This is a genomic window from Streptomyces sp. NRRL S-1813 (genome assembly GCF_000719605.1).
GTDB lineage: Bacteria > Actinomycetota > Actinomycetes > Streptomycetales > Streptomycetaceae > Streptomyces > Streptomyces decoyicus.
The window spans coordinates 21,746-46,475 of the sequence record NZ_JOHB01000024.1 but is presented as its reverse complement, the minus strand read 5'-3'; the positions used below and the strand labels follow the sequence as shown (position 1 = coordinate 46,475).

The following is a 24,730-nucleotide window of genomic DNA, read 5'->3' as shown; positions in this document are numbered from 1 at the left end:
GGGGTCCAAGGGCCATAAGGGCCTCGGACAAGGTTACTGGCTCACCCGCACGGTGCCGTCCACGCGGTCACTGCCGGATGGACCAGCCCCGCTCGCGCAGCTCCGCGGTCAGCACCGGCACGGCCTGCGGCTCGACCATGAGCTGGATGAAACCGGCCTGCTGACCGGTGGCGTGCTCGATGCGGACGTCCTCGATATTGACCCCGGCCCGGCCGGCGTCGGCGAAGATCCGGGCCAGCTCGCCGGGCTGGTCGCCGATGTGGACGGCGACGATCTCGTAGGTGGCCGGGGCGGCGCCGTGCTTGCCGGGCACCCGCTCACGGCCGGCATTGCCGCGGCGCAGCACGTCCTCGATACCGCCGGCGCCGCCGCCGCGCTTCTCCTCGTCGGCGGACTCCAGGGCGCGCAGCGACCGCACGGTCTCGTCCAGGTCGGCGGCGATCTCGCCCAGCACATCGGCGACCGGGCCGGGATTGGCCGAGAGGATGTCGATCCACATCGCGGGATCGGAGGCCGCGATCCGCGTCACATCCCGGATGCCCTGGCCGCAGAGGCGTACGGCGGTCTCGTCGGCTCCCCTGAGGCGGGCGGCGACGAGGCTGGAGACCAGCTGCGGGGTGTGCGAGACCAGGGCGACGGCGCGGTCGTGCGCGTCCGCGTCCATCACCACCGGGACCGCCCGGCACAGCGCGACCAGCTCCAGGGCGAGGTTGAGCACCTCGGTGTCGCCGTCGCGGGTCGGGGTGAGCACCCAGGGCCGGCCCTCGAAGAGGTCGGCGGTGGCGGCCAGCGGGCCGGAGCGCTCCTTGCCGGCCATCGGATGCGTGCCGAGGTAGCCGGAGAGCTCGCAGCCCATCGCCTCCAGCTCACGGCGCGGGCCGCCCTTGACGCTGGCGACGTCGATGTAGCCGCGGGCCACCCGGCGGCGGATGGCATCGGCCAGGGCCGCCGCGACATGGGCCGGGGGCACGGCCACGATGGCCAGGTCGACCGGGCCCTCGGGGGCCTCGGCCGTGCCCGCGCCGAGCGCGGCGGCCGTCAGGGCCTGCGCCTGGTCGTGGTCCTCCAGGAAGACCCGGACGCCCCGTGCGTGCAGCGCGAGCGCGGCCGACGTGCCGATCAGGCCCGTTCCGATGACGAGTGCGGTCCTCACTGCGCGATGTCCTTCCGCAGCTCTCCGGCCGCACCGAGGTAGACATGGGCGATCCCGGCCTTGGACAGCCCGGTCTCGACATGGGCGAGCACCCGCACCACGCGCTCCATGGCGCCGTCGATGTCCAGCTCCTGGGCACAGATCAGCGGGACGTCCGTGATGCCGAGGGCGCGGGCGGCGGCGGCCGGGAAGTCGCTGTGCAGATCGGGGGTGGCGGTGAACCACACACTGATCAGGTCGTCCGCGAGGAGGTCGTTGCGCTCGAGGAGGGCGGTGAGCAGCTCGCCGACCTGCTCCTGCATGTGCTGCGCGTCGTCCCGCTCCAGCTGGACGGCCCCGCGGACCGCTCGTACCGCCACGTCACTGCTCCCCTGCGTTCTGTGCCGCGTCACGCACCTGTGCGCGCACTGATCAGCGTAACCAGCCGCACGGACAATCCGTACGCGGCGGCCGGACGCTGAGACGGCCGGAGGGGCAGGACGGCGGTCCGTGCGCGCCGCGACCGGCCGCCCACCGACAGTCAGCACGCTTCCGGAGGGCAGCATTCCGCCCTTAAAAACTGGTGACATCCGCCATTCCACCAGCGACAATCGCCGCCATGTCCGAAGCCGCCGCAGGTCACACCCTGGTCGCCGAGCACACCGTCTACGCCTGCGTGATGGGCTCGCGCGCCTTCGGTCTGGCCACGGAGTCCAGCGACACCGACCGGCGCGGGGTGTATCTCGCACCCACCCCGCTCTTCTGGGGCTTCGAGAAGCCGCCGACCCATGTGGAGGGGCCGCGCGAGGAGGAGTTCTCCTGGGAGCTGGAGCGGTTCTGCCATCTGGCGCTGCGTGCCAACCCCACCATCCTGGAGTGCCTGCACTCCCCCCTGGTGGAGCGGATCGACGACACCGGCCGGGAGCTGCTCGCGCTGCGCGACGCCTTCTTGTCCCGGCAGGTCCACCGCACCTTCGCGGGCTATGCCGGCGGGCAGCTCAAGCAGCTGCGGGCCGACGTACGGCAGCACGGTGCGCCCCGCTGGAAACACGCCATGCATCTGCTGCGGCTGCTGGCCTCCTCGCGCGATCTGCTCCGTACGGGCGCGCTCACGCTGGACGTCGGCGAGGACCGGGAGGAACTGCTGGCGGTCCGGCGCGGCGAGGTGGCCTGGGAGGCGGTGGAGCGCCGGATGGGGCGGCTGGCCGAGGAGGCCGAGGCCTCGGTGTCCGGCTCGCCGTTGCCGGCCGAGCCGGACCGGGGCCGGGTGGCGGACTTCCTGTTCCGGGCCCGGCGGGCCTCAGCGCTCGGCTGAGGCGCCGGCCGTCCTGGCCCGGACGATGAGGCCGTGCAGCGCCTCGCGGGCGCCGGGAGCATCCGGCAGGGCGGTCGCGTCCTGGGCGGCGTCCAGCCGGGCGTGCAGTGCCTCGATGTCCGTACGCAGCCGCACCGGGTCCACCACCGCACCGGCCGTGCCGTGTTCGGCCGCCTCCTTGGCCGCGATCAGCTCCGGTATGTAGGCGGGCGCGGCCAGCTCGCCCACCAGGGTGGGCAGATGGGGCTGCACCCGGCCACTGTCCATGAGGTGGATGCCGGTGAGCAGCACCCGCAGCGTGTACAGCAGCGGCTTCAGCTCGCCGGTCTTCTCGAAGAGCCGCCACTGGGTCGTGGCGAAGCCGCGGTAGTGGTGGGCGTGGTGGGCGGTGAGCAGGTCCGGGGCCAGCGCGATCAGCTCGTCGTGCACGGGAGTGGTGTGCACCACCAGGGGCGAGAGCAGCTGCTCCAGTACGTAGCCGTTGCGGCGCAGCAGCAGCCGGGCGAATTTGCGCAGGTCGTGCGAGACGAGGTCCAGCTCGGTGCGTCCTTCGTCCCACATCCGGGTCCGTGTCTCGTCGGGCTCGTGCAGCCCGAGGAGGGCGGCGGCCGGCAGGAGGTGGGCGCCGCGCAGATCGACGTCGGAGTCCCGGGACGGGAAGCCGTACAGATGCGCGCCGGAGACCGTCGCGAAGACCAGCGGGTCATCCTGTTCCGCGACCACGGCGCCCAGGTCGACGGCGGGCAGCCCGGCCGCCCGGAGGACGGCCTCCCGTCCGGTGACCGCCTCGGTGGCGGTCGGGTTCTCACGCATCCCAGGCCTCCCCCAGTGCCAGCAGCTCGTCGCGGTATTCGATACGGGCGGCCCACTCCTCGGGCCAGGCGCCGGCGCCGAGGCAGGCGCCCGCGAAGGCGCCGGTGAGGCAGGCGATCGAGTCGGAGTCGCCGGAGGTGCAGGCGGCCCTGCGCAGCGCGGTGAGCGGCTCGTCGGGGAAGAGCAGGAAGCACAGCAGGCCGGTGGCCAGCGCCTCCTCCGCGATCCAGCCGGCGCCGGTGGCCAGGCACGGGTCGGCCTCCCGGTCCGGTGCGCCGAGCGCCGCGTCCAGCCGGTCCAGCACACCGAGGCACTCGTCCCAGCCGCGGGCGGTGAAGGCCGTCGCGGAGGGGTCCTGACTCCGCCGCCACAGGTCGCCGAGCCAGTCCTCCCGGTAGACGGTGCGATGGGCGTGGGCATACGTGCGCAGCAGGGCGGGCAGCTCGGCGGGCGGTGTGCCGTCGGCGAGGGCGCGTACGGCGCAGGCGGTCAGATCGGCGGCGGCGAGCGCGGTGGGGTGCCCATGGGTCAGCGCGGACTGGAGCTGTGCGGCACCGGAGCGCTGCTGCGGGCCCAGCCCCGGGACGAGCCCGATCGGCGCGACCCGCATATTGGCGCCGCAGCCCTTCGACCCCATCTGGGCGGCCTCGGCCCAGGGCCGGTCGCGGTCGCTGAGCAGTTGGCAGGCCCTGAGGCAAGTGCCGCCCGGCGCCCGGTTGTTGTCGGGCGAGCGCCACCAGGTGACGTACTCCTCGCGCACGGGTCCCACGAGGGCCTGCGCGGTGAGCGGACCGCGGCCCAGGGCCGTGCGCAGTCCGCGGCCCAGCGCCAGCGTCATCTGGGTGTCGTCGGTGACGAACGCGGGATCGGGCAGCGGCATCTGCCGCCACGGGCCGCACTTGGCCAGGATCGACGGCACATCGTTGAACTCGGTGGGAAAGCCGAGCGCATCGCCGAGAGCCAGCCCGATCAGCGAGCCGGTAGCGGCGGACCCCGTGGACTCCATGAAAAAACCACCCCTTAATGTCACAGTGACATTAAGGGGTGGGGCTGCGGAGCCGCAAGGCATTTCCTGCCGTGCGGTCCCGCGGCGGTCCTTCGGACCTAGAGCTCGACCTCACGCATCAGCATGCCGACCTCGGTGTTGGTCATCCGCCGCAGCCAGCCCGACTTCTGGTCGCCCAGCGGGATCGGGCCGAAGCTCGTGCGGACGAGCCGCTCGACGGGGAATCCGGCCTCCGCGAGCATCCGGCGCACGATGTGCTTACGGCCCTCGTGGAGCGTGACCTCGACGAGGTAGTTCTTGCCGGTGTTCTCCACCACCCGGAAGTGGTCGGCGCGGGCGTAGCCGTCCTCCAGCTGGATGCCGTCCTTGAGCTGCTTGCCCAGGTCGCGCGGGAGGGGGCCCTGGATCGCGGCCAGGTAGGTCTTCTTCACGCCGTAGCGCGGGTGCGTCAGGCGGTGCGCCAGCTCACCGTGGTTGGTGAGCAGGATGATGCCCTCGGTCTCGGTGTCCAGCCGGCCCACGTGGAACAGCCGCGTCTCGCGGTTGGTGACGTAGTCGCCCAGGCACTGGCGGCCGTCGGGGTCCTCCATCGTGGAGACCACACCGGCCGGCTTGTTCAGCGCGAAGAAGAGGTACGACTGGGTGGCGACCGTCAGGCCGTCGACCTTGATCTCGTCCTTCTCCGGGTCGACCCGGACGCCCTGCTCCATGACGACCTGGCCGTTGACCTCGACGCGCGCCTGGTCGATCAGCTCCTCGCAGGCCCGCCGCGAGCCCATACCGGCCCTGGCCAGCACCTTCTGAAGCCGCTCGCCCTCCTGGTCACCGAAGGTCTTGGGGGTCTTGACCTGCGGCTTGTTGTGGCGGGCGCGGTTGCGCTCCTCCACCTGGGCGTCGTACTCACGGGGCCGTGCGGGCGCCTGGCCGCGCCCGCGCTGCGGGCCGCCCTTGGCACCCGGACCTGACTTGGCACCGGTGCGCGGGCCGCCCTTGGCACCGCCACGGGCCGCCGCGCCCCGGCTGCCGCCGCTCTTGGGGGCACCGCTCTTGGGGCCACCGCCCTTGGCACCGCCGCGCTCGTCCTTGCGGTCCGAGGAGCCCCCGGGACCACCGGATCCGCCCACGTCGTAGCGGCGCTCCTCGGGACGGGGGCGGCCCGCGCGCTGCTTGTCGTCCCTCTTCCCCCCGGCTTTCGGCCGCGGAGTGGCCCCGCCGGCGCCGCGGTGGTCGCCCCGGCCGCTGTCCCTGTTGTTCCTGCCGCTGCTTCGCATCAATGATCCGTCTGAGAGTCGCCGCTGTCGTCTACGTCGAACGACGGGATACCTTCCGGGGAGTCGCCCTCGACCGCGTCCGCCTCCGGAAGGAACGGTGCGAGCTCAGGGAGCTCGTCCAGGCCTCGCAGGCCCATCCGCTCCAAAAAGTAATTCGTCGTCCTGTACAGGATCGCACCTGTTTCAGGTTCCGTCCCCGCCTCCTCCACCAGTCCGCGCTGGAGGAGCGTGCGCATCACACCGTCACAATTCACGCCGCGTACGGCCGAGACTCGGGAACGGCTGACCGGCTGACGGTACGCGACCACGGCCAGAGTCTCCAATGCGGCCTGGGTGAGCCGGGCCTGCTGCCCGTCCAGGACGAAGCTCTCCACCGCGTCCGCGTACGCGGCACGGGAGTAGAAGCGCCAGCCCCCGGCCACCAGCCGCAGATCGAATCCGCGCCCCTGGCGGGTGTAGTCGTCGGACAGCTCGCGCAGCGCCAGCGCGACCGCGCGGCGGGGCCGCTCCAGCACCCTGGCCAGGTGTTCCTCGGTCGCGGGCTCGTCGACGACCATGAGGACCGCCTCCAGCGCGGGCTTCAGCTCCAGCTCGGCCACGCCCAGCGCACCGGCCGGCGCACCGGACCACTCCCCCGGGACGCCCTCCGTACCGGTCTCCGTGACGTCGTACGCCCCGCCGTCGGCCACGCCGCTCATGCCCGCTCCTTCTCTGCGTGCTCTTTCTCTGCGTGCTCTTTCTCTGCGTGCTCTTTCCGCTCAGCCTCGGCGGCGCGCTGCCCCGGCTCCTGGTCGAACTCGTCCGTGACGACCGGCTCGGCCCCCTCCGCGCCCGTCCAGCGGACGTTCAGCGCCCCCAGGGCCTCCTCCTGCTCCAGGACCACCACCCGCTCCCGGTAGAGCTCCAGCAGGGCCAGGAAGCGCGCCACGACGGTGAGGGTGTCCGGTGCGTCCGCGCACAGTTCCTGGAAGCTGCTCTCGCCCGCCTCCCGCAGCCGCGCCATCATCACCTCGGCCTGTTCCCGCACGCTCACCAGCGGCGCGTGGATGTGGTCGACATAGACCTGCGGCCGGGCCTTGGGCTGCATCGCCTTCACCGCGAGCTTGGCGAAACCCTCCGCTCCGGTGCTGATGACGACCTCGGGCAGCAGCTCGGCGAGGTGCGGCTCCAGCCCGACCGTACGGGGATGACGCCGGGCCTCGTCCGCCAGCCGGCCGCTGAAGATGTCCGCGATCCGCTTGTAGGCGCGGTACTGGAGGAGCCGGGCGAAGAGCAGGTCACGGGCCTCAAGGAGCGCGAGATCCGCCTCGTCCTCCACTTCGGCCACGGGCAGCAGCCGGGCCGCCTTGAGGTCCAGCAGCGTCGCCGCGACGACCAGGAACTCCGTGGTCTGGTCCAGATCCCAGTCCGGCCCCATGGCCCGGATGTGCGCCATGAACTCGTCGGTCACCTTCGACAGCGCGACCTCGGTGACGTCCAGCTTGTGCTTGGAGATCAACTGGAGAAGGAGATCGAAGGGCCCCTCGAAGTTGTCCAGCCGGAGGGTGAACTTGCCGCCGCCGGTCTCGGGGGGAGCCTCGGGGGGAGCCTCGGCGGGAGCGGCGTCGGGGACGGCCGCGGCAGGAGCGTCACCGGAAACGGCGACGGGCGCGTCCTCGGCGGCGGCGCCCTGCGGCACGTCCGGCTGTGACGCGTCCGGCTGCGGTGCGTCGGCACCCTCCGGCACCCCGGCCGCTCCGGACCCGTCCGGCACCGCGGGCTCGTACGGCGTCACCGGGCCGTCCGGTGCCACCGGCCCCGCGTCCGCGCCCGCCCCCCGCCCAAGAGGTCTACGGGCGCGGGGCGCAGGGGCATCGTCGTTGGTCGTCGGCATCGCGGTCCATGGTGCTGCGGTCCCGCGCCGGGGGGCGACGGGCTGGTCACGGGCGGGAGACCCCGCCGAGGAGGCAGGCTATCCCGCGGCGCCCGCGCCCTGTCCGACCCGACGCGTCAGGCTCCGCGCGGCGTGACGTTTCCGCACCGTGGCAGCCGCCGCAGGAAATCTCCGCCACCACGGCGAGCAGCCACGCCGCGGGCACCGGCGGTGCCGGACCGGCCGCGCCCCCACACGGGCAGGAGCCGGGCGTCAGCGCCCCCGCAGCCGCCGCACCAGGATGCTGGCGTCGCCGCGCGACTCCAGGTCGGCGAGGACCACGGCGACCGCCTCGCGGACGATCCGGCCGCGGTCGACGGCGAGGCCGTGTTCGCCGCGCAGCACCAGCCGCGCATGTTCGAGGTCCATGAGCTCCTCGGCGGAGACATAGACGGTGATCTTCTCGTCGTGCCGTTCCCGGCCGCTGGGGCGGCGGTTGGCACCGCGGGAGCCCCCGCGCCGGCGGCCCTGGCCACCGGCCTGCGCGGCCGCCGCGGCCGCGTCCGAACCGGCCTGCCCCGCCTGGGCCCGGTGGCTCTTGCCGGTGTCGCCGTCCGCCTCACGGCCGCTGTGCTCGGCCGAGGGACCGACGGCGGGCACCCGCGGTGGCGTAGCCGGTCCGCCGTCACCCGCCGTCGCCGGGGTGTCCGAGCTGCCGGCCCCGGGCCGCCGCTGCCGTACCGCGGTGGCCGTCTCCGGCCCGTCCGCCGCCGGATCGGGCTCGCCGGCCGGTGCGGGCACGCGGGGCGCCTCGCCGTTGGCCGGGGAGCCGTTCGCCGAACGGCGGGGGCTGGAGGGCTGAAGCCCCCCTCCCCCGGTGGTACGGAACAGTTCGTCGGCGCCCGGCAGACTCACTCGGCGTGACACCGGGCGAGCACCTCCCTGGCGAGCTGACGATAGGCGGCGGCACCGACGGAGTTGGAGGCGTACGTGGTGATCGGCTCGCCCGCGACGGTGGTCTCCGGGAAGCGGACCGTACGGCCGATGACGGTGTGATAGACGTGATCGTCGAAGGCCTCGACGACACGTGCCAGGACCTCACGGCTGTGCACGGTGCGGGAGTCGTACATCGTCGCCAGGATGCCGTCCAGCTCCAGTTCGGGGTTGAGCCGTTCCTGGACCTTCTCGATCGTCTCGGTGAGCAGCGCGACACCGCGCAGCGCGAAGAACTCGCACTCCAGCGGCACGATGACCTTGTGAGCCGCCGTCAGCGCGTTGACGGTGAGCAGACCGAGCGAGGGCTGGCAGTCGATGACGATGTAGTCGTAGTCGGCCAGCAGCGGCTTCAGGGCGCGCTGGAGGGTCGACTCACGCGCGACCTCGCTGACCAACTGCACCTCTGCCGCTGACAAATCGATATTGCTGGGCAGCAGGTCCATGTTGGGGACCGCGGTCTTCAGGAGCACCTCGTCGGCCGCCATGCCCCGCTCCATGAGCAGGTTGTAGACCGTCAGGTCGAGCTCCATCGGGTTGACGCCGAGTCCGACCGACAGGGCGCCCTGCGGGTCGAAGTCGACGAGCAGCACCCGTCGTCCGTATTCGGCAAGTGCGGCACCCAGGTTGATGGTCGAGGTGGTCTTGCCGACCCCGCCCTTCTGGTTGCACATGGCGATGATTTTGGCGGGGCCGTGGTCGGACAGCGGTCCCGGGATGGGGAAATAAGGGAGCGGGCGTCCGGTCGGGCCGACGCGTTCTCGGCGCTGGCGCGCGGCGTCCGGCGCGAGCGTCGCGGCGTATTCGGGGTCCGGCTCGTACTCCGCGTCCGGATCGTAGAAGTGCCCCTGGGGCAGGTCGTCGTAGTCGGCGAGACGGGCGGGTTCTCCACTGCCCCGGTCGCCGGCCATGGCGTTCACGTGATGGCCGTCCATGCTCTGGTGGGCTGTCGTGGAAATGCTCTGGTGGGCTGCGAAGGTGTGGACCGCTACGGAGCCGACAGCCTCGAGCCCCGAGGGACCCTGGCCCCGTGCAACCGCTCCTGGTTGACCACCCCCGGGAGTAAATGTCGACTCATTCACAAGTCGTCTTACCTCCTTGGATGTGACCAGGAAACTTTATCGATAGGTCAGCGTGGCACCATGCCGACGGTTGGCGACTCTATGGCGTGTCGGGCGTCCGCAGCAACACAATCCACCGGACCCGGCACGATGTGTCGGTAACCGGACCCCCGATGTCAAGGGCGCACATGCCATCGGACCGAAGTTTCAGGGGGGCGCGAATCGGCTAAAGGGTCACGTTCGCGGCGAGTTGGGGCCCGGCGTTCCGGAATGAAGCGTTCCGCGGGCCGCACATGCGGCCGGCCGGGCCTTGTCGACAAGGCCCGGCCGGTGATGCAGCGTTGACGCGCTTCGTTGACGCCTCAGCCGAGGAGGGTGCGCAGCTCGACGTGCTCGAGGCCGTGGGCCTCGGCGACGGGACCGTAGACCACCTTGCCGTCGTGCGTGTTCAGGCCCTTGGCCAGCGCCGGGTCACGGCGCAGCGCCTCGACCCAGCCGCGGTTCGCCAGCTCCACGATGTAGGGCAGCGTGGCGTTGGTGAGCGCGTGGGTGGAGGTGTTCGGCACCGCGCCGGGCATGTTGGCGACGCAGTAGAAGACCGAGTTGTGGACCGGGAAGGTCGGCTCGGCGTGCGTGGTGGCACGGGAGTCCTCGAAGCAGCCGCCCTGGTCGATCGCGATGTCGACAAGAACACTTCCGGGCTTCATCTTGGCGACGAGCTCGTTGGTGACCAGCTTGGGGGCCTTGGCGCCGGGGATCAGGACGGCACCGACGACGAGGTCGGCCTCGACGACGGCCTTCTCCAGCTCGTAGGCGTTGGAGACGATCGTCTGCACCTTGGTGCCGAAGATCTTGTCGGCCTCGCGGAGCTTGTTGATGTCCTTGTCGAGCAGGGTGACGTGGAAGCCGAGGCCCACGGCGATCTGGAGTGCGTTCCAGCCGGAGACGCCACCGCCGATGATGACGGCCTTGCCCGCGTGGACACCGGGGACGCCACCGGGCAGCACACCGCGGCCGCCGGCCTGGCGCATGAGGTGGTAGGCGCCGACCTGCGGGGCGATACGGCCCGCGACCTCGGACATCGGGGCGAGCAGCGGCAGCTGGCGGCCGGCCGTCTCGACGGTCTCGTAGGCGATCGCGGTGGTGCCGGACTCCAGCAGCGCGTCCGTGCACTCCTTGGAGGCGGCCAGGTGCAGGTAGGTGAAGAGCGTCTGGTCCTTGCGGAGGCGGTGGTACTCCTCCGCGATCGGCTCCTTGACCTTCAGCAGCAGGTCAGCAGTGCCCCAGACCTCATCGGCGGTGTCCAGGATGGAGGCACCGGCGGAGACGTACTCCTCATTCGTGATGGACGAGCCGACACCGGCGTCCTTCTCGATGAAGACCTGGTGGCCGTGGCGGACGAGTTCGTTCACTCCGGCGGGCGTGATAGCCACGCGGAACTCGTTGTTCTTGACCTCGCGGGGGATGCCGACCTTCACGTCGATCACGGTCCTTGAAAGAGAGGGTGCAGGAGGAATTATCCCCTCATGCGCTGCATGACGGAACTGACCGCGCCGAACGCGGCCCAGCCAGTCTATTGAAGGAGCTCCCGTTGTCTAGCCTTGCAAAGCATTAATTCTCGCGAGAAGCACCACCGATTTCGCAGGTCACTTGGAGTGATCTTCGAGGAGTCGCTCCCCCACGGCCCGATGGAGCCGTGCCGCTGCTGGGTCGCCGAGCCTCTCGAGGGTGTCCGCGATCCGTAGTTGCAGTGCCGCCTCCAGTCGTCCGTCGCCCGCTTTCCGGGCGATGTCGAGGGCTTCGAGACAGGTCCGCAGCGCGTCCTCGGGCCGCCCCGCGTACTCCTGCACCCGGGCCGCCTCACCGGTCGCCCGCGCCTGGCCGGCCGCATCGCCGATCCTGCGATACGTCCCGACGGCCGCCCGCCAGGCCTTGAGCGCCTCGCCCCACCGGCCCGCGTAGGTGTGCGCGCCACCGATCCGGCCGTGCAGCCGCGCCGCGTCAGCGCCCTCGTCACGGGCGAGCCGCAGCTCCAGCGCCCGGCCGTACCAGTCGGCGGCCCGCTGCCAGTCGCCCAGCTCGGTGTACGTACCGCCCAGCGACTCCAGCGCCCGGCCGGTCGCCACCGGGTCCTGCACCGAGCGGGCCGCCTCCAGCGCACCCCGGTAACGGGTGAGCGCCTGAGCGGTACGCCCCGCCTGGCCGTCCAGGTCCGCGAGGTTCAGCAGGGCGGCGGCCTTCTCCCGCGGCAGCCCGCGCCGCTCGGCGACCTGAAGGACGAGTCCGTGCAGTGCGTAGAGGTCCGGCGCGGCGGCCTCCGGGCCCTGGTGCGCGAGCAGCGTCCGGGTCAGCGCGGCCATCAACCGACGGTCCAGGGTGTCGAGTTCACCGTCGGCAACGGCGATCCGGGCGGCGTCGAGCAGGGCGCCGCGACGGCTGCGCAGCCAGTACGCGGCGGCGCCCTGCGAGGAGAAGCGCAGCGAGCGCGGCAGCCCGGCGACCTTCTGCCGGGCGGGCGAATCGGCCGGCTCGCCCATCGCCCGGCAGGACTGGAGCAGGCGTACGGTCCGCTCCAGCATCCGGGCGCGGGCCAGCTGGACGTCGGCCGGGCGCTCGTGTTCCCGGAGCAGTTCGCGCGCCAGCGGGTCGAGGCAGCCGGGCAGCCGGTACTGCGGGCGCAGGGCCGGATCGGGCGTACTCGCGCCCACAGCCCCGTCGCCCTCGGTGGCGACCGGCCGCAGCAGGCCGAGCGCGGCGAAGTCGCCCAGTGTCGTGGCGGCCGCGGCCACCGAGCAGCCGGCCAGCGCGGAGGCGATATGGGCGTCCACGAGGCCGGCGGGTGCCAGGGTGATCAGCCGCAGTATGCGGGCGGCGGGCGCCGGCAGCGCGTCATAGGCGAGCCGGAAGGCACGGAACAGCGGGCGGGCGCCGGTGGGCAGGTCCGGGGGCAGCGGGACGGCGTGCAGCGCCTGGAGCAGATCGGCGACCGAGGACTTGGGGCGGGCGGCGAGCCAGGCACCGGCCAGCACCAGCGCGGCGGGCTGGCCACCGCACTCCTCGGCGACGCTGTCGGCGGTCCGCGGGTCGACGGTGATCCGGGTCGGCCCGGCGTAGCGGCTGAGGATCTCGACACAGGCCACGCTGTCCAGGCCGCCCAGGGCACACGGCCGGACGTCCGGAATGCCGGTCAGCGGCCCCTGGGAGACCACCACGACCAGGCAGTCGGGGGCGTCGGGGAGCATCGGTTCGACCTGTTCGGCGCCCCGTGCGTCGTCCAGGAACAGCAGGGCGCGGCGCCCGGCGAGCGCACCGCGCAGCAGCTCGGTCAGCTCGTCCTCGGCGGCGCCCGGTGGGGCGTCGACGCCGAGCACGGCCAGCAGGTCACGCGCGGCGCGGCCGAGGTCGGCCGGTTCGCCGCCCGGCCCGGTCAGTGTGGCCCTCAGCACACCGTCGGGATGGTTGCCGGCCAGCTCGCGCAGCAGCTCCTCGGCCAGGGCCGTACGCCCGGAGCCGGGGCGGCCGGCGATCAGCAGCACCCGGCTGCGGGCGCCCTTGCGGCCGGAGAGGGTGTCCAGGCCGGCCCGGGCGATATCGGCGTGCAGCGCCTTGAGCTCGCGGCGGCGGCCGGCGAATCCGGTGGCGGAGGGGGCGGTGACGGCCGCGGGGACCAGGGGACGGACGGTTCCGCCGGCCTGGCGGAACCCCGATGCCCGCTGTCCGGGTGCTGCCGTGGCAGGCCCGTCCGCCGTCTCCGGCGGGAGGTGCTCCCCGCCCACCGCCTGGTCCGTCACCGGTCACGCTCCCGTCCACCTGCGCGTACGCGTCCGCCGCCGGGACGGACGCTGCCGAGCGTAGTTCACGGACCGTCACGTGCCCTGCCGAGCAGGGCGGTTGGGTCACCCGATCGGATCGGTGGATCATCCGACCGGCTCGTGGCGGAGCGGCGGCTCAGGCCTCGAAGGGGCGGGCCGGCCACGGCGCATCGGCCGGGCGCAGCGCGTCCAGCCCCTCACCGAGCCGGGCCGCAGCGAGTGCCAGCACGCCCACGACGAGGCAGTTGTTGTGCAGATCACCGGCGAGCGCCCCGCGGACCAGCTCGTCCTGCGACACCCGTGCCAGCTCCATGTCGGCCTCCTCCTCGGAGACCTCGAAGCGCTCCCCCTCGGCCTCGGACAGCCCCCGGGCGAGGAAGATCCTCACAGCCTCGTCACAACCGCCGGGCGTGGTGTACACATCGGTCAGCACCCGCCAGTCCTCGGCCTTGACGTGCGCCTCCTCGTACAGCTCGCGCTGCGCCGCGTGCAGCGGGTTCTCACCGGGGATGTCGAGCAGCCCGGCGGGGATCTCCCACAGCTTCTGGCGCACGGGGTGGCGGTACTGGCGCAGCACCAGCACCCGGCCCTCGTCGTCGAGGGCGACGACGGCCACGGAACCGGGGTGGACCTGGTAGTCGCGCGTGACGGTGGAGCCGTCCGGCATGACGACCTCGTCGGTGCGCACGCTGGTCTTGTTCCCGGTGAACGGCGTCGTGGTCGCGGTGACCGTCCACTCCTCGGGGGTGTCCTTGATCGCCATGGCGCGTCCTCCTGTGTGTTGCCGTGTACCCAACGCAGAAACCGGGGCACGACCTCGAAGAGGCCGTACCCCGGCAACCGTATCCGCCGTGCTTTCTCTTACTTCGCGGTGCCCGTCTTGCGCGCGACCGCGGCCTTCACCAGCCCGGCGAAGAGCGGGTGCGGGCGGGTCGGGCGGGAGCGCAGCTCCGGGTGCGCCTGGGTGGCGACCAGGTAGGGGTGCGTCTCGCGCGGGTACTCGACGTACTCGACGAGCTTGTTGTCCGGGGAGGTGCCGGAGAACTGGAGCCCGGCCTTCTTCTCCAGTTCGGCGCGGTAGGCGTTGTTGACCTCGTAGCGGTGGCGGTGGCGCTCCTCGACGTACGGCTGGTCGTCGTAGACCTCACGGACGATGGAGCCCTCGGCGAGCTTGGCGGGGTACATACCCAGCCGCATCGTGCCACCCATGTCGCCCTCACCTGCGACGATGTCCATCTGCTCGGCCATCGTGGAGATGACCGGGTCGGCGGCGGCCGGGTCGAACTCGGTGGAGTTCGCGCCCGCGATACCGGCCAGGTTGCGGGCCGCCTCGATGACCACGCACTGGAGGCCCAGGCACAGGCCGAGCAGCGGGAGCTTGTTCTCCCGGGCGTAGGTGATCGCGCCGACCTTGCCGTCCACACCGCGGTCGCCGAAGCCGCCGGGGATGCAGACGGCGTCACAGTCCGCGAGCTGCTCGGCGGCGCCGGCCGGGGTCTTGCAGTCGTCGGAGGTGACCCACTTCAGCTTCACGCGGGTCTTGTTCGCGAAGCCGCCGGCCCGCAGCGCCTCGGTGACCGAGAGATAGGCGTCCGGCAGGTCGATGTACTTGCCGACCAGCGCGACCTTGACCTCGTGGTCGGGGTTGTGGACGCGGTCCAGCAGGTCCGCCCACTGGGTCCAGTCCACATCACGGAACGGCAGGTCCAGCTTGCGCACGATGAAGGCGTCCAGGCCCTCGGCGTGCACGACCTTCGGGATGTCGTAGATCGACGGCGCGTCCGGGCAGGCGATGACCGCGGCCTCGTCGACGTCGCACATCAGCGAGATCTTGCGCTTGATGGCGGTCGGGACCTCGCGGTCGGCGCGCAGCACGATCGCGTCGGGCTGGATACCGATGTTGCGCAGCGCCGCGACCGAGTGCTGGGTCGGCTTGGTCTTCAGCTCACCGGACGGGCCGATGTAGGGGAGCAGCGAGATGTGCACGACGAAGACGTTGTCCCGGCCGACCTCGTGGCGGACCTGGCGGACCGTCTCCAGGAACGGCAGCGACTCGATGTCGCCGACGGTGCCGCCGACCTCGGTGATGACGACGTCGACGTCCTCGGTCGCCATCCGCCGGATGCGGTGCTTGATCTCGTTGGTGATGTGCGGGATGACCTGCACGGTGTCACCGAGGTACTCGCCGCGCCGCTCCTTGGCGATCACGGTGTTGTAGACCTGGCCGGTGGTCACGTTCGCGGAGCCGTCGAGGTCGACATCCAGGAATCGCTCGTAGTGGCCGATGTCCAGGTCGGTCTCGGCTCCGTCGTTGGTGACGAAGACCTCGCCGTGCTGGAACGGGTTCATCGTTCCCGGGTCGACGTTCAGGTACGGGTCGAGCTTTTGCATCGTGACCCGCAGGCCGCGCGCCTTGAGGAGAGCACCCAGGCTGGAGGCGGTGAGCCCCTTGCCCAGCGAGGAGGCGACGCCCCCGGTGACGAAGAGGTGCTTGGTCGTCGTGGATTTGGGCGGCATGGCCAAGAGGGAGCTCCCGTGGTCGCGAGGTGGAGAGGTGCGATGCGGCGTGGGGCCTGGTGATTCAGGGTGCCGTCGCTGCGGTTCGGGGGTGCCGTGACTTCTGCCGTGACATCTATCTGCGTCCCACCGGTCCACGGGGTACCAGGCTATCAGCGACCGGGCATGGTCGTGTCCGGCCACACACGCGAACCTGGCAGTAGCTGCCGGGGTGACACCATCACGTGACGGAGGCCACCCATTTGGACCGCCTCACTCGTCGCGAGGGTCGCGCGGATCACCCACGTGCGTCGTATCCTGCTCGGACACTCGCAACGAGCCGTCCGGGAAGGCACCACCCCCGCCCGATTTCCGGTCCCGCTGCTCGGCGACGTTTCATGGGCAGGACGGACAGATCACAACGTCCCATGGGGGGCGTGACTCCAGTTCGACGGGAGATGCACGTGGCCGGGCGCATCGAGGACTACGCACTTATCGGCGATATGCAAACCGCCGCTCTAGTGTGCAGGGACGGCACAGTGGACTGGCTGTGTCTGCCCCGCTTCGACTCCCCGGCGGTCTTTGCAGGGCTGCTGGGCACGGAGGAGCACGGATTCTGGCGGATGGGGCCGGTCAACGGCCCCGGGGGCCGGCCCGCACCGGCCGACCGCCGGCGCTACCGGGGCGATTCACTGGTCCTGGAATCGGAGTGGGACACCCCGCGCGGCACGGTCCGCGTGATCGACTTCATGCCGCCGCGTGATGGCGCGCCGCAGCTGATCCGCATCGTGGAGGGCGTCAGCGGCCGTGTGCCGATGCGCTCGCAGCTGCGGATGCGGTTCTCCTACGGCTGGGTCGTGCCCTGGGTGCACAAGGTGGACGACCGTACGGTCGCGGTCGCGGGCCCCGATTCGGTGTGGCTGGACACCGCGGCGGAGACGTACGGCAAGGATCTGACGACGTTCTCCGACTTCACCGTCTCGCCGGGTGAGCGGATCGCGTTCACGATCAGCTGGGAGCCGTCGCACAAGCCGCCGCCGGCCGTCGCGGACCCGGAGGGCTCGCTGGAGGCCACCGAGGAGTTCTGGCGTGAGTGGGTCGAGCACTGCACGTACCACGGCCCCTACCGCGATGCGGTGGTGCGCTCGCTGATCACGCTCAAGGCGCTGACGTATGCGCCGACCGGCGGGATCGTGGCGGCGCCGACGACCTCGCTGCCGGAGTGCCTGGGCGGCGTACGCAACTGGGACTACCGCTTCACCTGGCTCCGGGACGCCGCGATCACGCTGTCCTCCCTGTTGCGCACCGGCTACCGCGAAGAGGCGCGGGCGTGGCGGGAGTGGCTGCTGCGGGCGGTGGCCGGCGATCCGGAGAACCTCCAGATCATGTACGGCATCGCCGGTGAACGGGAGTTGGGCGAGAACGAGCTCCACTGGCTTCCCGGGTACGAGAACTCCCGTCCGGTGCGGGTCGGCAACGGCGCCGCGGGGCAGCTCCAGCTCGATGTCTACGGCGAGGTCACCGAGGCGCTGCACCTGGCGCACATGACGGGCCTGGCCCGCAACGACTACGCCTCGCTGCTCCAGCTCAAGCTGATCCAGTGGGTGGAGAAGCACTGGGACGAGCCGGACGAGGGCATCTGGGAGGTCCGCGGCCCGCGCCGGCACTTCGTGCACTCCAAGGTCATGACCTGGGTCGCGGTCGACCGCACGGTCAAGCTGATCGAGTCCGGGGACGTCGACGGGCCCCTGGAGCGCTGGAAGGACCTGCGCGAGACCATCCACCGGGATGTCTGCGAGAACGGCTACGACAAGGAACGCAACACCTTCACCCAGTCCTACGGCTCGCAGGAGCTGGACGCCTCGCTGCTGCTGATCCCGCAGATGGGCTTTCTGCCGCCGGACGACAAGCGCGTCATCGGCACGATCGAGGCGATCCAGCGGGAGCTGTCCACCGAGGACGGCTTCGTCCTGCGCTACCCGACGTCCGGTGCGGACGATCTCGGGGTGGACGGTCTGGAGGGTGAGGAGGGCGCCTTCCTGGCGTGCTCGTTCTGGCTCGCCGACGATCTGGCGATGATCGGCCGGGTGGACGAGGCCCGCAAGCTCTTCGAGAAGCTGCTCTCGCTCCGCAACGACCTGGGGCTGCTCGCGGAGGAGTGGGACCCCAAGGCACAGCGGCAGGTGGGCAACTTCCCGCAGGCGTTCAGCCATGTTCCGCTGATCGACACCGCGCTGCGGCTGACGGCCAGCGGGGCCTACGGAGGTTAGCGCCCCCTTCGGGGCGCTGACCTCCCGGCGTTCTGTGGTGCCGTCCGGCTTTCGGACGGCACCTTTCTTTGTCAGAAGGGGGTCAGGGTGAGGGTGATCTCCTTCGGGGCGCCGTCCTCGATGTACGAGGCGAAGCCGGCGACGTCGTCGAAGGCGAAGCCGTACGCCTTGCCGTCCTGCGTCGCGGCGTGCATGGACCGGGCGTAGTGGTTGGTCAGCCGCTGCTGGTAGAAGGCGGCCGGGTCGGTGGTGGGCTGATGTGCCTGCGAGATGAGGGTGGAGCGGTTGAGGGCGGCGCCCAGGATGGCGGCGACCGGGCCGAGGGTGCCGTCGTTGGGGGCCGCGAGGGTGCCGTCGCAGAAGAGGACATCGCGGGTGGACGGCTTGTCGAAGGAGATCGTTTTGGGGCCGGTGAAGGAGAGCTTTCCGCCGCTGACCCGGCCGGTGAAGGTGCCCGCATCGGTGGTGACGGTCAGGTCCTTGCCCGCGTAGGCGGACCAGGCCTCGTCGACGGCCGGGGCGAAGTAGTCCTTGTCGAACAGTCCGCTGTCCAGGCCGTGGCCGGGGGCGATGACCCGCTTGTCGTCGATGACCAGGCGGCCGAAGCCGTCGGCGGCCCTGACATCGGAGAAGATCTTGGCTCGGGCGCCGTCCTTGAGCGTGCCGGTGGTCTGTTCCTTGGCCCCGGTGAGCTTGATCGCGAGCGGGACGCTGAACATGTCGACCATGGTGGTGTTGCAGTACATCCCGCCGGAGTTGTACGTGAACTCGGCGCAGTCGTGCAGGACGTCGTAGTTGGGGTCGCCGGAGACCCAGCCCGCCGGGTAGGCGAGGGCGGCCTTGCCGTTGCCGTCCTGGACCGCCTTGAACTTGAGCTTGCCGCCCAGCGCGGTGTAGATCCGGCCGGACATGTACGGCAACTGGACGGTCGTGGTGCCGGCGGCGAGCGGGATGGCGTAGTCGGTGAAACCGTCCGGGCCGTTGTCGGCCATGGCGACGGGCTTGAGTTCACCATCCGGGGTGACGTGCACCTGCTGGGTGCCGTCATTGCCGACGATGTAGATCCAGACCGAGGAGTTGGCGTACTCGCCGGAGTCGTTGACGAGGTGCAGGGGCATCCCGGCGGCGGCGCGGCCGGTCCGGGTGGAGCCTGCGGCCGGGACGGTGGCGCCGGTCGCGCGGCCGGCCAGGGCGATTCCGGAGGCGGTGGCGGCGCCGGCGGCGAGGCCGCCGAGCAGGCTGCGGCGAGTGATCATGAGGTGGCTCCTTGCGGGGCGGTGCGGTGGGAGGGCCGGGCGGTACGGGCCTGACCGGGCTGCTGGACGGAGACCGCGACATGGTCGACGAGGAGGGAGCCGCCGGGCCGGGTGGCGTCGGTGGGGGTGGCGAAGCCCGCGACCCCGTCCGGGAATCCGCCGCCCATCGCGAGGTTGAGCAGCAGGAAGTGGCCGTGGTGGGTGGCCTTCGCCCAGGTGTCGGCGTCCGTCTCGGAGGAGTTCACGGTGTGGAACTTCTGTCCGTCGACGTACCAGTTCAGCGACTCCGCGGCGCCGTCGGTGCGGTCGAGCTCCAGCGCGTAGGTGTGGAATCCGGCCTGGCAGGCGCTGCCCGGGCACGCGCGGGAACTGCCCTTGCCCTGGGTCTCGTTGCACGGCCCGCCGGGGTTGACGCCGCAGTGCAGCGTGCCCCAGACCTTGTTGATGCCGTTGACGTTCTCCATGATGTCGAACTCGCCGATGCCCGGCCAGTTCCCGTAGTTCCCGCGGTACTCGGCACCCAGCGTCCAGAACGCCGGCCAGTAGCCGAGCGCACCGTCACCGGAGACATCGGGCATCCGGATGCTCGCCTCGATGCGGAGCCTGCCGCCGGCCGGGGCCGCGAAGTCGGTGCGCCGGGACTCGATGCGGCCCGAGGTCCAGGTGGCTCCGTCCTTCAAGGCCGTGATCTTCAGATGGCCCGCGCCGTCGAGCTGGAGGTTCTCGGGGCGGTCGGTGTAGGTCTCGCGCTCGCCGGTGCCCCAGTTGGAGGGGCCTCCGGGATAGCCGGTGCCGGTGTCGGTGATCCAGTCGTCGGCGGAGGGGCGTGATCCGGCGGCGCCGTCGAAGTCCGTACGCCAGACTTCCTGGAAGGCGGTGGGGGCGGCGGGCGTTGCAGGGGCGGCGTGCGGGGCGGGGCCCGCTTCTTCGGCCGACGCCGTCGGGAGGGTGAGCGCACAGGTGCTGACGAGTGCGGTGCTCGCGGCGAGGAGCAGTAGGCCCGCCCGCTTCTGCCGCCGTTCCTCCGGCCGTTTCGGCAGCCGCTCTTGTATCCGGCCGCCCGGCCGATTTCTCATGCTCATGACATTCTCTCCTCGTTGCAGTGGGGGGAGTGAGGAGTTCCGTGGGGAGGTCCGTCGTGAGAGCGCTCTCATATCGTGCGCTGTGAACCCTGCCGACTCGACGGCACACCGTCAAGTCGCCGTATGGAAAAAGGAGTTGTGTGGTGTCTGAGCCGAACGGTCCACGACCGACGCTGGAGGCGGTGGCGGCGCTCGCCGGGGTCTCCCGCGCAACGGTGTCCCGTGTGGTCAACGGCGGTGCGGGCGTACGGGCCGCGGTCCAGGAACGGGTCCGCCAGGCGGTGGCCGAGCTGGGCTACGTACCGAACAGCGCGGCCCGCTCCCTGGTCACCCGCCGCACGGGAGCGGTCGCCGTGGTGATCGCGGAGCCGGAGACCAGAGTCTTCAGCGATCCGTTCTTCGGACGCCAACTACGGGGCATCAGCCGCGAACTGGCCGCCGCCGACACCCAGCTCCTGCTGATGTTCGTCGAGCACCGCGACGACTACGACCGCATCGGCCGCTACCTGTCGGCCGGGCATGTCGACGGCGCGCTGATGTTCTCGCTGCACCGCGACGACCCGCTGCCCGCCATGGCCGAGCGCGCCGGACTGCCCACCGTCTACGGCGGCCGGCCCGACTGGGCGGGTGCCGGCCGCGCGCCACGGCCGCTGTACGTCGACACCGACAACCGCGGCGGCGCCCGCCAGGCCGTACGCCACCTCCTCGGCCGCGGCCGCCGCCGGATCGCCGTGATCACCGGACCGCTCGACCAGACCTCGGCGGTGGACCGGCTCGACGGCTACCGTGAGGCGCTGGGCACGGAGCCGGATCCGCGGCTGATCGCGGACGGCGGGTTCACCGCCCGGGGCGGCGAGCGGGCCATGGCCGAGCTTCTCGATGCCGCCCCCGACCTGGATGCCGTCTTCGCCTGCTCCGACCTGATGGCGAACGGCGCGCTGCGCACCCTGCGGGCCCGCGGGCGACGGGTGCCGGACGACGTGGCGGTGGTCGGCTACGACGATCTGGAGCCGGCGGCCTGGGCGGATCCCCCGCTGACCACGGTGCGGCAGGACGTGGAGGAGATGGGGCGGCTGATGGCCCGGTTGCTGCTGCGGCTGCTGGATCCGCGCAAGGCCCCAGGGGCGGAGGGCTCGCCCGGCGTGGAGGAGGCTCGGGGCGCGGGTGCGGCGGGGCTTGCGCCGGTGATCACGGAGGCGCGGCTGGTGGTGCGGGAGTCGGCGTAAGCGGCGGGCCGCTGTCCGGACCAGACGGCTCCGGACAGCGGACTACGGGTACCGTTCGACGCCATGGGGCCGGAAGCGAAGATCGAAGCCGAGATCACGGTACGCAGGGCGCTGGAGCTGCCCGCGCTGCGACGCGGTCTGCCGGAGGTGCTGGCCGGCGGCGACCGGCTGGACCGCCCGGTGCGCTGGGTGCACGCGGGCGAGGTCCCGCATATCGCCTCGCTGCTCAAGGGCGGCGAGCTGCTGCTGACCACCGGCCTCGGGCTGGGTGCCCGGCCGTCCGAGCAGCGCGCCTTCATCCGCAAGCTCGCGGACCGCGAGATCGCGGCTCTCGTCGTGGAGCTCGGCTCCCGTTTCGAATCGCTGCCCGCCGCGCTGGTCGACGCCGCACGGGACAGCGGGCTCCCGCTGATCCAGCTGCACCGCGAGGTCCCGTACGTCACGGTCACCGAAGCGATCCACACCGAGATCATCAACAGCCACTATGCGCTGCTGCGGCGCGCCGACGAGATCCTGCGGCGCTGCACCGACGTGCTGCTGCACGGCGGCGGCGCCCCCGAGGTACTGCGGCTGCTGGCCGTCTTCACCGGCAACCCGCTCTGTCTGGAGGCGCCCGACGGCAGCCCGCTGTACGCGGCGGGGCCGGAGAGCGACGACGACGGCGGCCCCGCGGACGCCGACCCGCTGCTGGCCTGGGAGGGCCTGCGCGACACCGGCGTACGCATCGACGTCCCCGGCGGCGGACACGGCCCCGACGCGGTCCGCGCCCGCCTCGTCCTGCTGCCCGTCAACGCCCCCCTGGCACCGGTGCACCGGATCGCCGCCGAGCGCGCCGCCGACCTCCTCGCCGTGGTCATGCTCCAGTCCCGCCAGGAGGAGGTGCTCGCCGCCCGTGGCCGCGGCGACTTCCTCGCCGACCTGGCGGAGGGCCGGATCTCCGCGTCCGAGGCGCCCGCCCAGGCCCGCCTGCTGGGCTTCCGCCCCGGGACGGAGCCCGTGCTCCCCGTGGTGATGCGGCTGCCGGCCGGCCTCCCTTCCCCCGGCAGCTGGGCGCTGCTCGCCCAGGCCCTGCGCGAGGAACTCGCCGCCCCCGGGGTGCCCGTACTCCTCGGCGTACGCCCCGTGGAGAACCGGGTCCCGCTGCTCGTCTCGCTCCGCGCGGGCCAGGACCGCGAGGCGCTCGCCGACCGGATCGCCGAGGCGCTGCGCGCGGGAGTCGTCCGCGCGGGCCTGGACCGGCCGGCCGCGCACCGCCCGGTGGTCGTCGTCGGTACACCGGGCGACTGGGCGGCGGCGGGGCCCGGTCTGCGGCATGCCGCGGAGGCGGCGGCCTCGGCCCAGGGACTGCCGGAACAGCTCTGGTACGACGCCCGCCGGCTGGACATCGAGCTGTTGCTGTGGCGGATGCGCGAACACGGCGACCAGGGCATGCTCACCGACTTCGTGGAGCGCGCCATCGGGCCGCTGCTCGTCCACGACCGGGGCGCCCGTCAGCCGCTGCTGCCGACACTGGAGGCCTATCTGGCCAGCGCGGGCCGCAAGGCCGAGACCGCCCGCGACCTGAACGTGAACCGGCAGACGCTGTACGACCGGCTGGCCCGCATCGCCCAGCTGCTGGGCACGGACCTGGACGATCCGCAGACGGTCCTCGGCCTGCGCCTGGCCCTGCGCGCGAGGCGGCATACGGAGAAGCCTTAGCGGGGCGGGGGCCGGGGGCACTTCCCAGCGTTGGCCGGGGGAGCGTCGCAGGTCCACGGAGACCGGGGAGAGATCCCCTAGACGGGCTGAATCGGCTGGGTCAACTCGTCGTAGACGCTGAGGACCTGGGTGACGGTGTCGTTCTCGCTGGGCCAGCCGGCCGCCTGGGCGCGGCCCGCCGCGGCGAGCGCGTCCCGTCGTGCGGGGTCGGCGAGGAGCGCACGGACCGTACGGGCCAGGGCGGCGGCGTCGCCGTAACGGACCAGTTCCGCGGCCCGGCCGACCAGTTCGCGGGTGCCTCCGGTGTCGGTGGCGACCAGCGGCACCCCGGCCCGCAGCGCCTCCTGGGCGATCAGCGAGCGCGCCTCCCACCTGCTGGGCAGTACCACCAGGTCGGCGGCGGCGAGGAGTTCGGGCACATCGTCGCGACGGCCGAGCAGCTGGACGGGCAGCTGCTCGACGTCGATCCGCCGCTGTAGCGCGGTCCGCTGCTCCCCCTCCCCCGCGATGGCGATCAGCGGCTGCGGGTCGAGCGCACACCAGGCGTGCGCCGCGTCCAGCAGCAGGTCATGCCCCTGGGCCGGGTCGAGACGGCCGACCGCGAGCAGCAACGGGCGGTCCACCGCGCCCAGCTCGGCCCGCTCCTTGTGACGCATCCGGTCATGGCTCTCCGGCTCGGCCGGTGCACCGCCCGACCGGGGACGTGGAATCGCGACCGGCGCGAGCCGTGCGTCCCGCGCGCCCCGCTCGCGCGCCCGGTCCACGAGGTCGGAGCAGGCCCCCAGGACGACGGCCGCGGCCCGCGCCACCCGCCGCTCCGTCAGATGCACCAGCCCGGCCCGCGCGCCCTCGATGTGCGCCTTGGTGTGCCAGGTGATGACCAGCGGAACCCGCCGCCCGCCCCGGGGGCCGCGCAGTCCGCGCAATGCCATCGAGGCGCGCAGGCCGGCCCGCAGACCGTGCGCATGGACGAGGTCCGCATCCCAGCAGGCGCTGCGCAGCGAGGCCACGCTCGCCGGGTCCGTCCGCGGAGGGACATGCACGAACCGCGCGCCCGCGCCGGTGAAGTCGTAGGCCTCCTCGGTCTCCGGGGTGGCACAGACAGTCACCCGTACCCCGCGCGCGACCAGCCCCTCGGCCAGCGAGCGGACATGTGCCGCGCTGCCGGCGCTGCCGTTCCCGAGCACCTGGACCGTGCGCAGCGGCGACAACCCGTGCGCCGAGGTCGGGGTGCTGATCACGTGGTCGGGCTCCTGGGTCGGGGGCGGGACGGGCCGTACCGGCGAGTCGGTCCGTTTACTACAGGGTGCTGAGACGCGCGACCGCGACCCGTCCGCTTCCCGGCGGAGGGGCAGGACGGGGCGAGCACGCCCGCGACTGCGCACCGCGCCCAGGATGCCAGCCCGGCGACGCCAATTCGGCACCGTCGGCCCGCCGTTCCGGTGGG

20 protein-coding genes are annotated in these 24,730 nt (G+C 72.1%); 4 read left to right on the top strand and 16 right to left on the bottom strand.

The annotated features are described in order from the left end of the window. Window positions 1-67: 67 nt before the first annotated feature. Together IF67_RS0127535 and aroH are read right to left on the bottom strand one after the other, a co-directional pair. Window positions 68-1,153 (bottom strand): prephenate dehydrogenase, encoded by a 1,086-nt coding sequence (locus IF67_RS0127535; RefSeq protein ID WP_030990120.1) that lies wholly within the window; start codon window positions 1,151-1,153, stop codon window positions 68-70. Next, the gene (gene aroH, locus IF67_RS0127530) at window positions 1,150-1,512 is read right to left on the bottom strand and encodes a chorismate mutase (protein WP_030990119.1); all 363 of its coding nucleotides are present in this window, start codon (window positions 1,510-1,512) and stop codon (window positions 1,150-1,152) included. Before aroH ends, IF67_RS0127535 begins: the two co-directional genes overlap by 4 nt. A gap of 239 nt (window positions 1,513-1,751) precedes the next feature. Between aroH and IF67_RS0127525 the strand changes: the two genes are divergently transcribed. Continuing rightward, window positions 1,752-2,447 carry a DNA polymerase beta superfamily protein gene (locus IF67_RS0127525; RefSeq protein WP_030990118.1) on the top strand — a complete coding sequence of 232 codons (696 nt, stop codon included), beginning with the start codon at window positions 1,752-1,754 and terminating at the stop codon, window positions 2,445-2,447. Here IF67_RS0127525 and IF67_RS0127520 read toward each other — a convergent pair. From IF67_RS0127520 to IF67_RS0127470, 11 genes are all read right to left on the bottom strand, one after another. Continuing rightward, a complete protein-coding gene (locus IF67_RS0127520; RefSeq protein ID WP_078889666.1) occupies window positions 2,433-3,260 on the bottom strand; it encodes a DNA polymerase beta superfamily protein in 828 nt (275 codons plus the stop codon). The two genes, IF67_RS0127525 and IF67_RS0127520, sit on opposite strands and share 15 nt — an antisense overlap. Continuing rightward, the gene (locus IF67_RS0127515; protein WP_030990116.1) at window positions 3,253-4,266 is read right to left on the bottom strand and encodes an ADP-ribosylglycohydrolase family protein; all 1,014 of its coding nucleotides are present in this window, start codon (window positions 4,264-4,266) and stop codon (window positions 3,253-3,255) included. The genes IF67_RS0127520 and IF67_RS0127515 overlap by 8 nt, the downstream gene beginning before the upstream one ends. 98 nt (window positions 4,267-4,364) lie before the next feature. Next, a complete protein-coding gene (locus tag IF67_RS0127510) occupies window positions 4,365-5,537 on the bottom strand; it encodes a pseudouridine synthase (protein WP_030990114.1) in 1,173 nt (390 codons plus the stop codon). Continuing rightward, window positions 5,537-6,235 (bottom strand): SMC-Scp complex subunit ScpB, encoded by a 699-nt coding sequence (gene scpB / locus IF67_RS0127505; RefSeq protein ID WP_030990111.1) that lies wholly within the window; start codon window positions 6,233-6,235, stop codon window positions 5,537-5,539. Before scpB ends, IF67_RS0127510 begins: the two co-directional genes overlap by 1 nt. Beyond that, window positions 6,232-7,410: a segregation and condensation protein A gene (locus IF67_RS0127500; RefSeq protein WP_030990109.1), complete on the bottom strand. Its 1,179-nt coding sequence runs from the start codon at window positions 7,408-7,410 to the stop codon at window positions 6,232-6,234. Before IF67_RS0127500 ends, scpB begins: the two co-directional genes overlap by 4 nt. A 252-nt stretch (window positions 7,411-7,662) precedes the next feature. Then, window positions 7,663-8,304 carry a hypothetical protein gene (locus tag IF67_RS0127495; protein WP_030990108.1) on the bottom strand — a complete coding sequence of 214 codons (642 nt, stop codon included), beginning with the start codon at window positions 8,302-8,304 and terminating at the stop codon, window positions 7,663-7,665. After that, window positions 8,301-9,317: a ParA family protein gene (locus IF67_RS0127490; protein ID WP_030990106.1), complete on the bottom strand. Its 1,017-nt coding sequence runs from the start codon at window positions 9,315-9,317 to the stop codon at window positions 8,301-8,303. The genes IF67_RS0127495 and IF67_RS0127490 overlap by 4 nt, the downstream gene beginning before the upstream one ends. 488 nt (window positions 9,318-9,805) lie before the next feature. After that, window positions 9,806-10,921, bottom strand: coding sequence for an alanine dehydrogenase (gene ald, locus IF67_RS0127485; protein WP_030990104.1), 1,116 nt, complete (start codon window positions 10,919-10,921; stop codon window positions 9,806-9,808). Between the two features lie 168 nt (window positions 10,922-11,089). Continuing rightward, the gene (locus IF67_RS0127480) at window positions 11,090-13,234 is read right to left on the bottom strand and encodes a tetratricopeptide repeat protein (protein WP_030990100.1); all 2,145 of its coding nucleotides are present in this window, start codon (window positions 13,232-13,234) and stop codon (window positions 11,090-11,092) included. Between the two features lie 157 nt (window positions 13,235-13,391). Next, a complete protein-coding gene (locus IF67_RS0127475; RefSeq protein WP_030990098.1) occupies window positions 13,392-14,018 on the bottom strand; it encodes an NUDIX domain-containing protein in 627 nt (208 codons plus the stop codon). A gap of 98 nt (window positions 14,019-14,116) precedes the next feature. Continuing rightward, window positions 14,117-15,772: a CTP synthase gene (locus IF67_RS0127470; RefSeq protein WP_030990096.1), complete on the bottom strand. Its 1,656-nt coding sequence runs from the start codon at window positions 15,770-15,772 to the stop codon at window positions 14,117-14,119. 437 nt (window positions 15,773-16,209) lie between these two features. Between IF67_RS0127470 and IF67_RS0127465 the strand changes: the two genes are divergently transcribed. Next, entirely contained in the window at window positions 16,210-18,021 is a 1,812-nt protein-coding gene (locus tag IF67_RS0127465) for a glycoside hydrolase family 15 protein (protein ID WP_030990095.1), read from the top strand. Between the two features lie 71 nt (window positions 18,022-18,092). Here the strand turns inward: IF67_RS0127465 and IF67_RS0127460 are convergent, their stop codons facing one another. Together IF67_RS0127460 and IF67_RS0127455 are read right to left on the bottom strand one after the other, a co-directional pair. Then, a complete protein-coding gene (locus IF67_RS0127460) occupies window positions 18,093-19,277 on the bottom strand; it encodes a beta-1,3-glucanase family protein (RefSeq protein ID WP_030990093.1) in 1,185 nt (394 codons plus the stop codon). Next, window positions 19,274-20,359, bottom strand: coding sequence for a glycoside hydrolase family 16 protein (locus IF67_RS0127455; RefSeq protein ID WP_030990091.1), 1,086 nt, complete (start codon window positions 20,357-20,359; stop codon window positions 19,274-19,276). Before IF67_RS0127455 ends, IF67_RS0127460 begins: the two co-directional genes overlap by 4 nt. Before the next feature lie 140 nt (window positions 20,360-20,499). On the opposite strand from IF67_RS0127455, the gene IF67_RS0127450 reads away from it, so the two are divergent. Beyond that, on the top strand, window positions 20,500-21,585 hold the full coding sequence (locus tag IF67_RS0127450) for a LacI family DNA-binding transcriptional regulator (RefSeq protein WP_030990089.1): 1,086 nt from the start codon (window positions 20,500-20,502) through the stop codon (window positions 21,583-21,585). Between the two features lie 63 nt (window positions 21,586-21,648). Beyond that, a complete protein-coding gene (locus tag IF67_RS0127445) occupies window positions 21,649-23,283 on the top strand; it encodes a PucR family transcriptional regulator (protein WP_030990087.1) in 1,635 nt (544 codons plus the stop codon). 77 nt (window positions 23,284-23,360) lie between these two features. Here IF67_RS0127445 and IF67_RS0127440 read toward each other — a convergent pair whose 3' ends face one another. Next, entirely contained in the window at window positions 23,361-24,524 is a 1,164-nt protein-coding gene (locus IF67_RS0127440) for a glycosyltransferase family 4 protein (protein ID WP_030990084.1), read from the bottom strand. Window positions 24,525-24,730 lie beyond the last annotated feature (206 nt).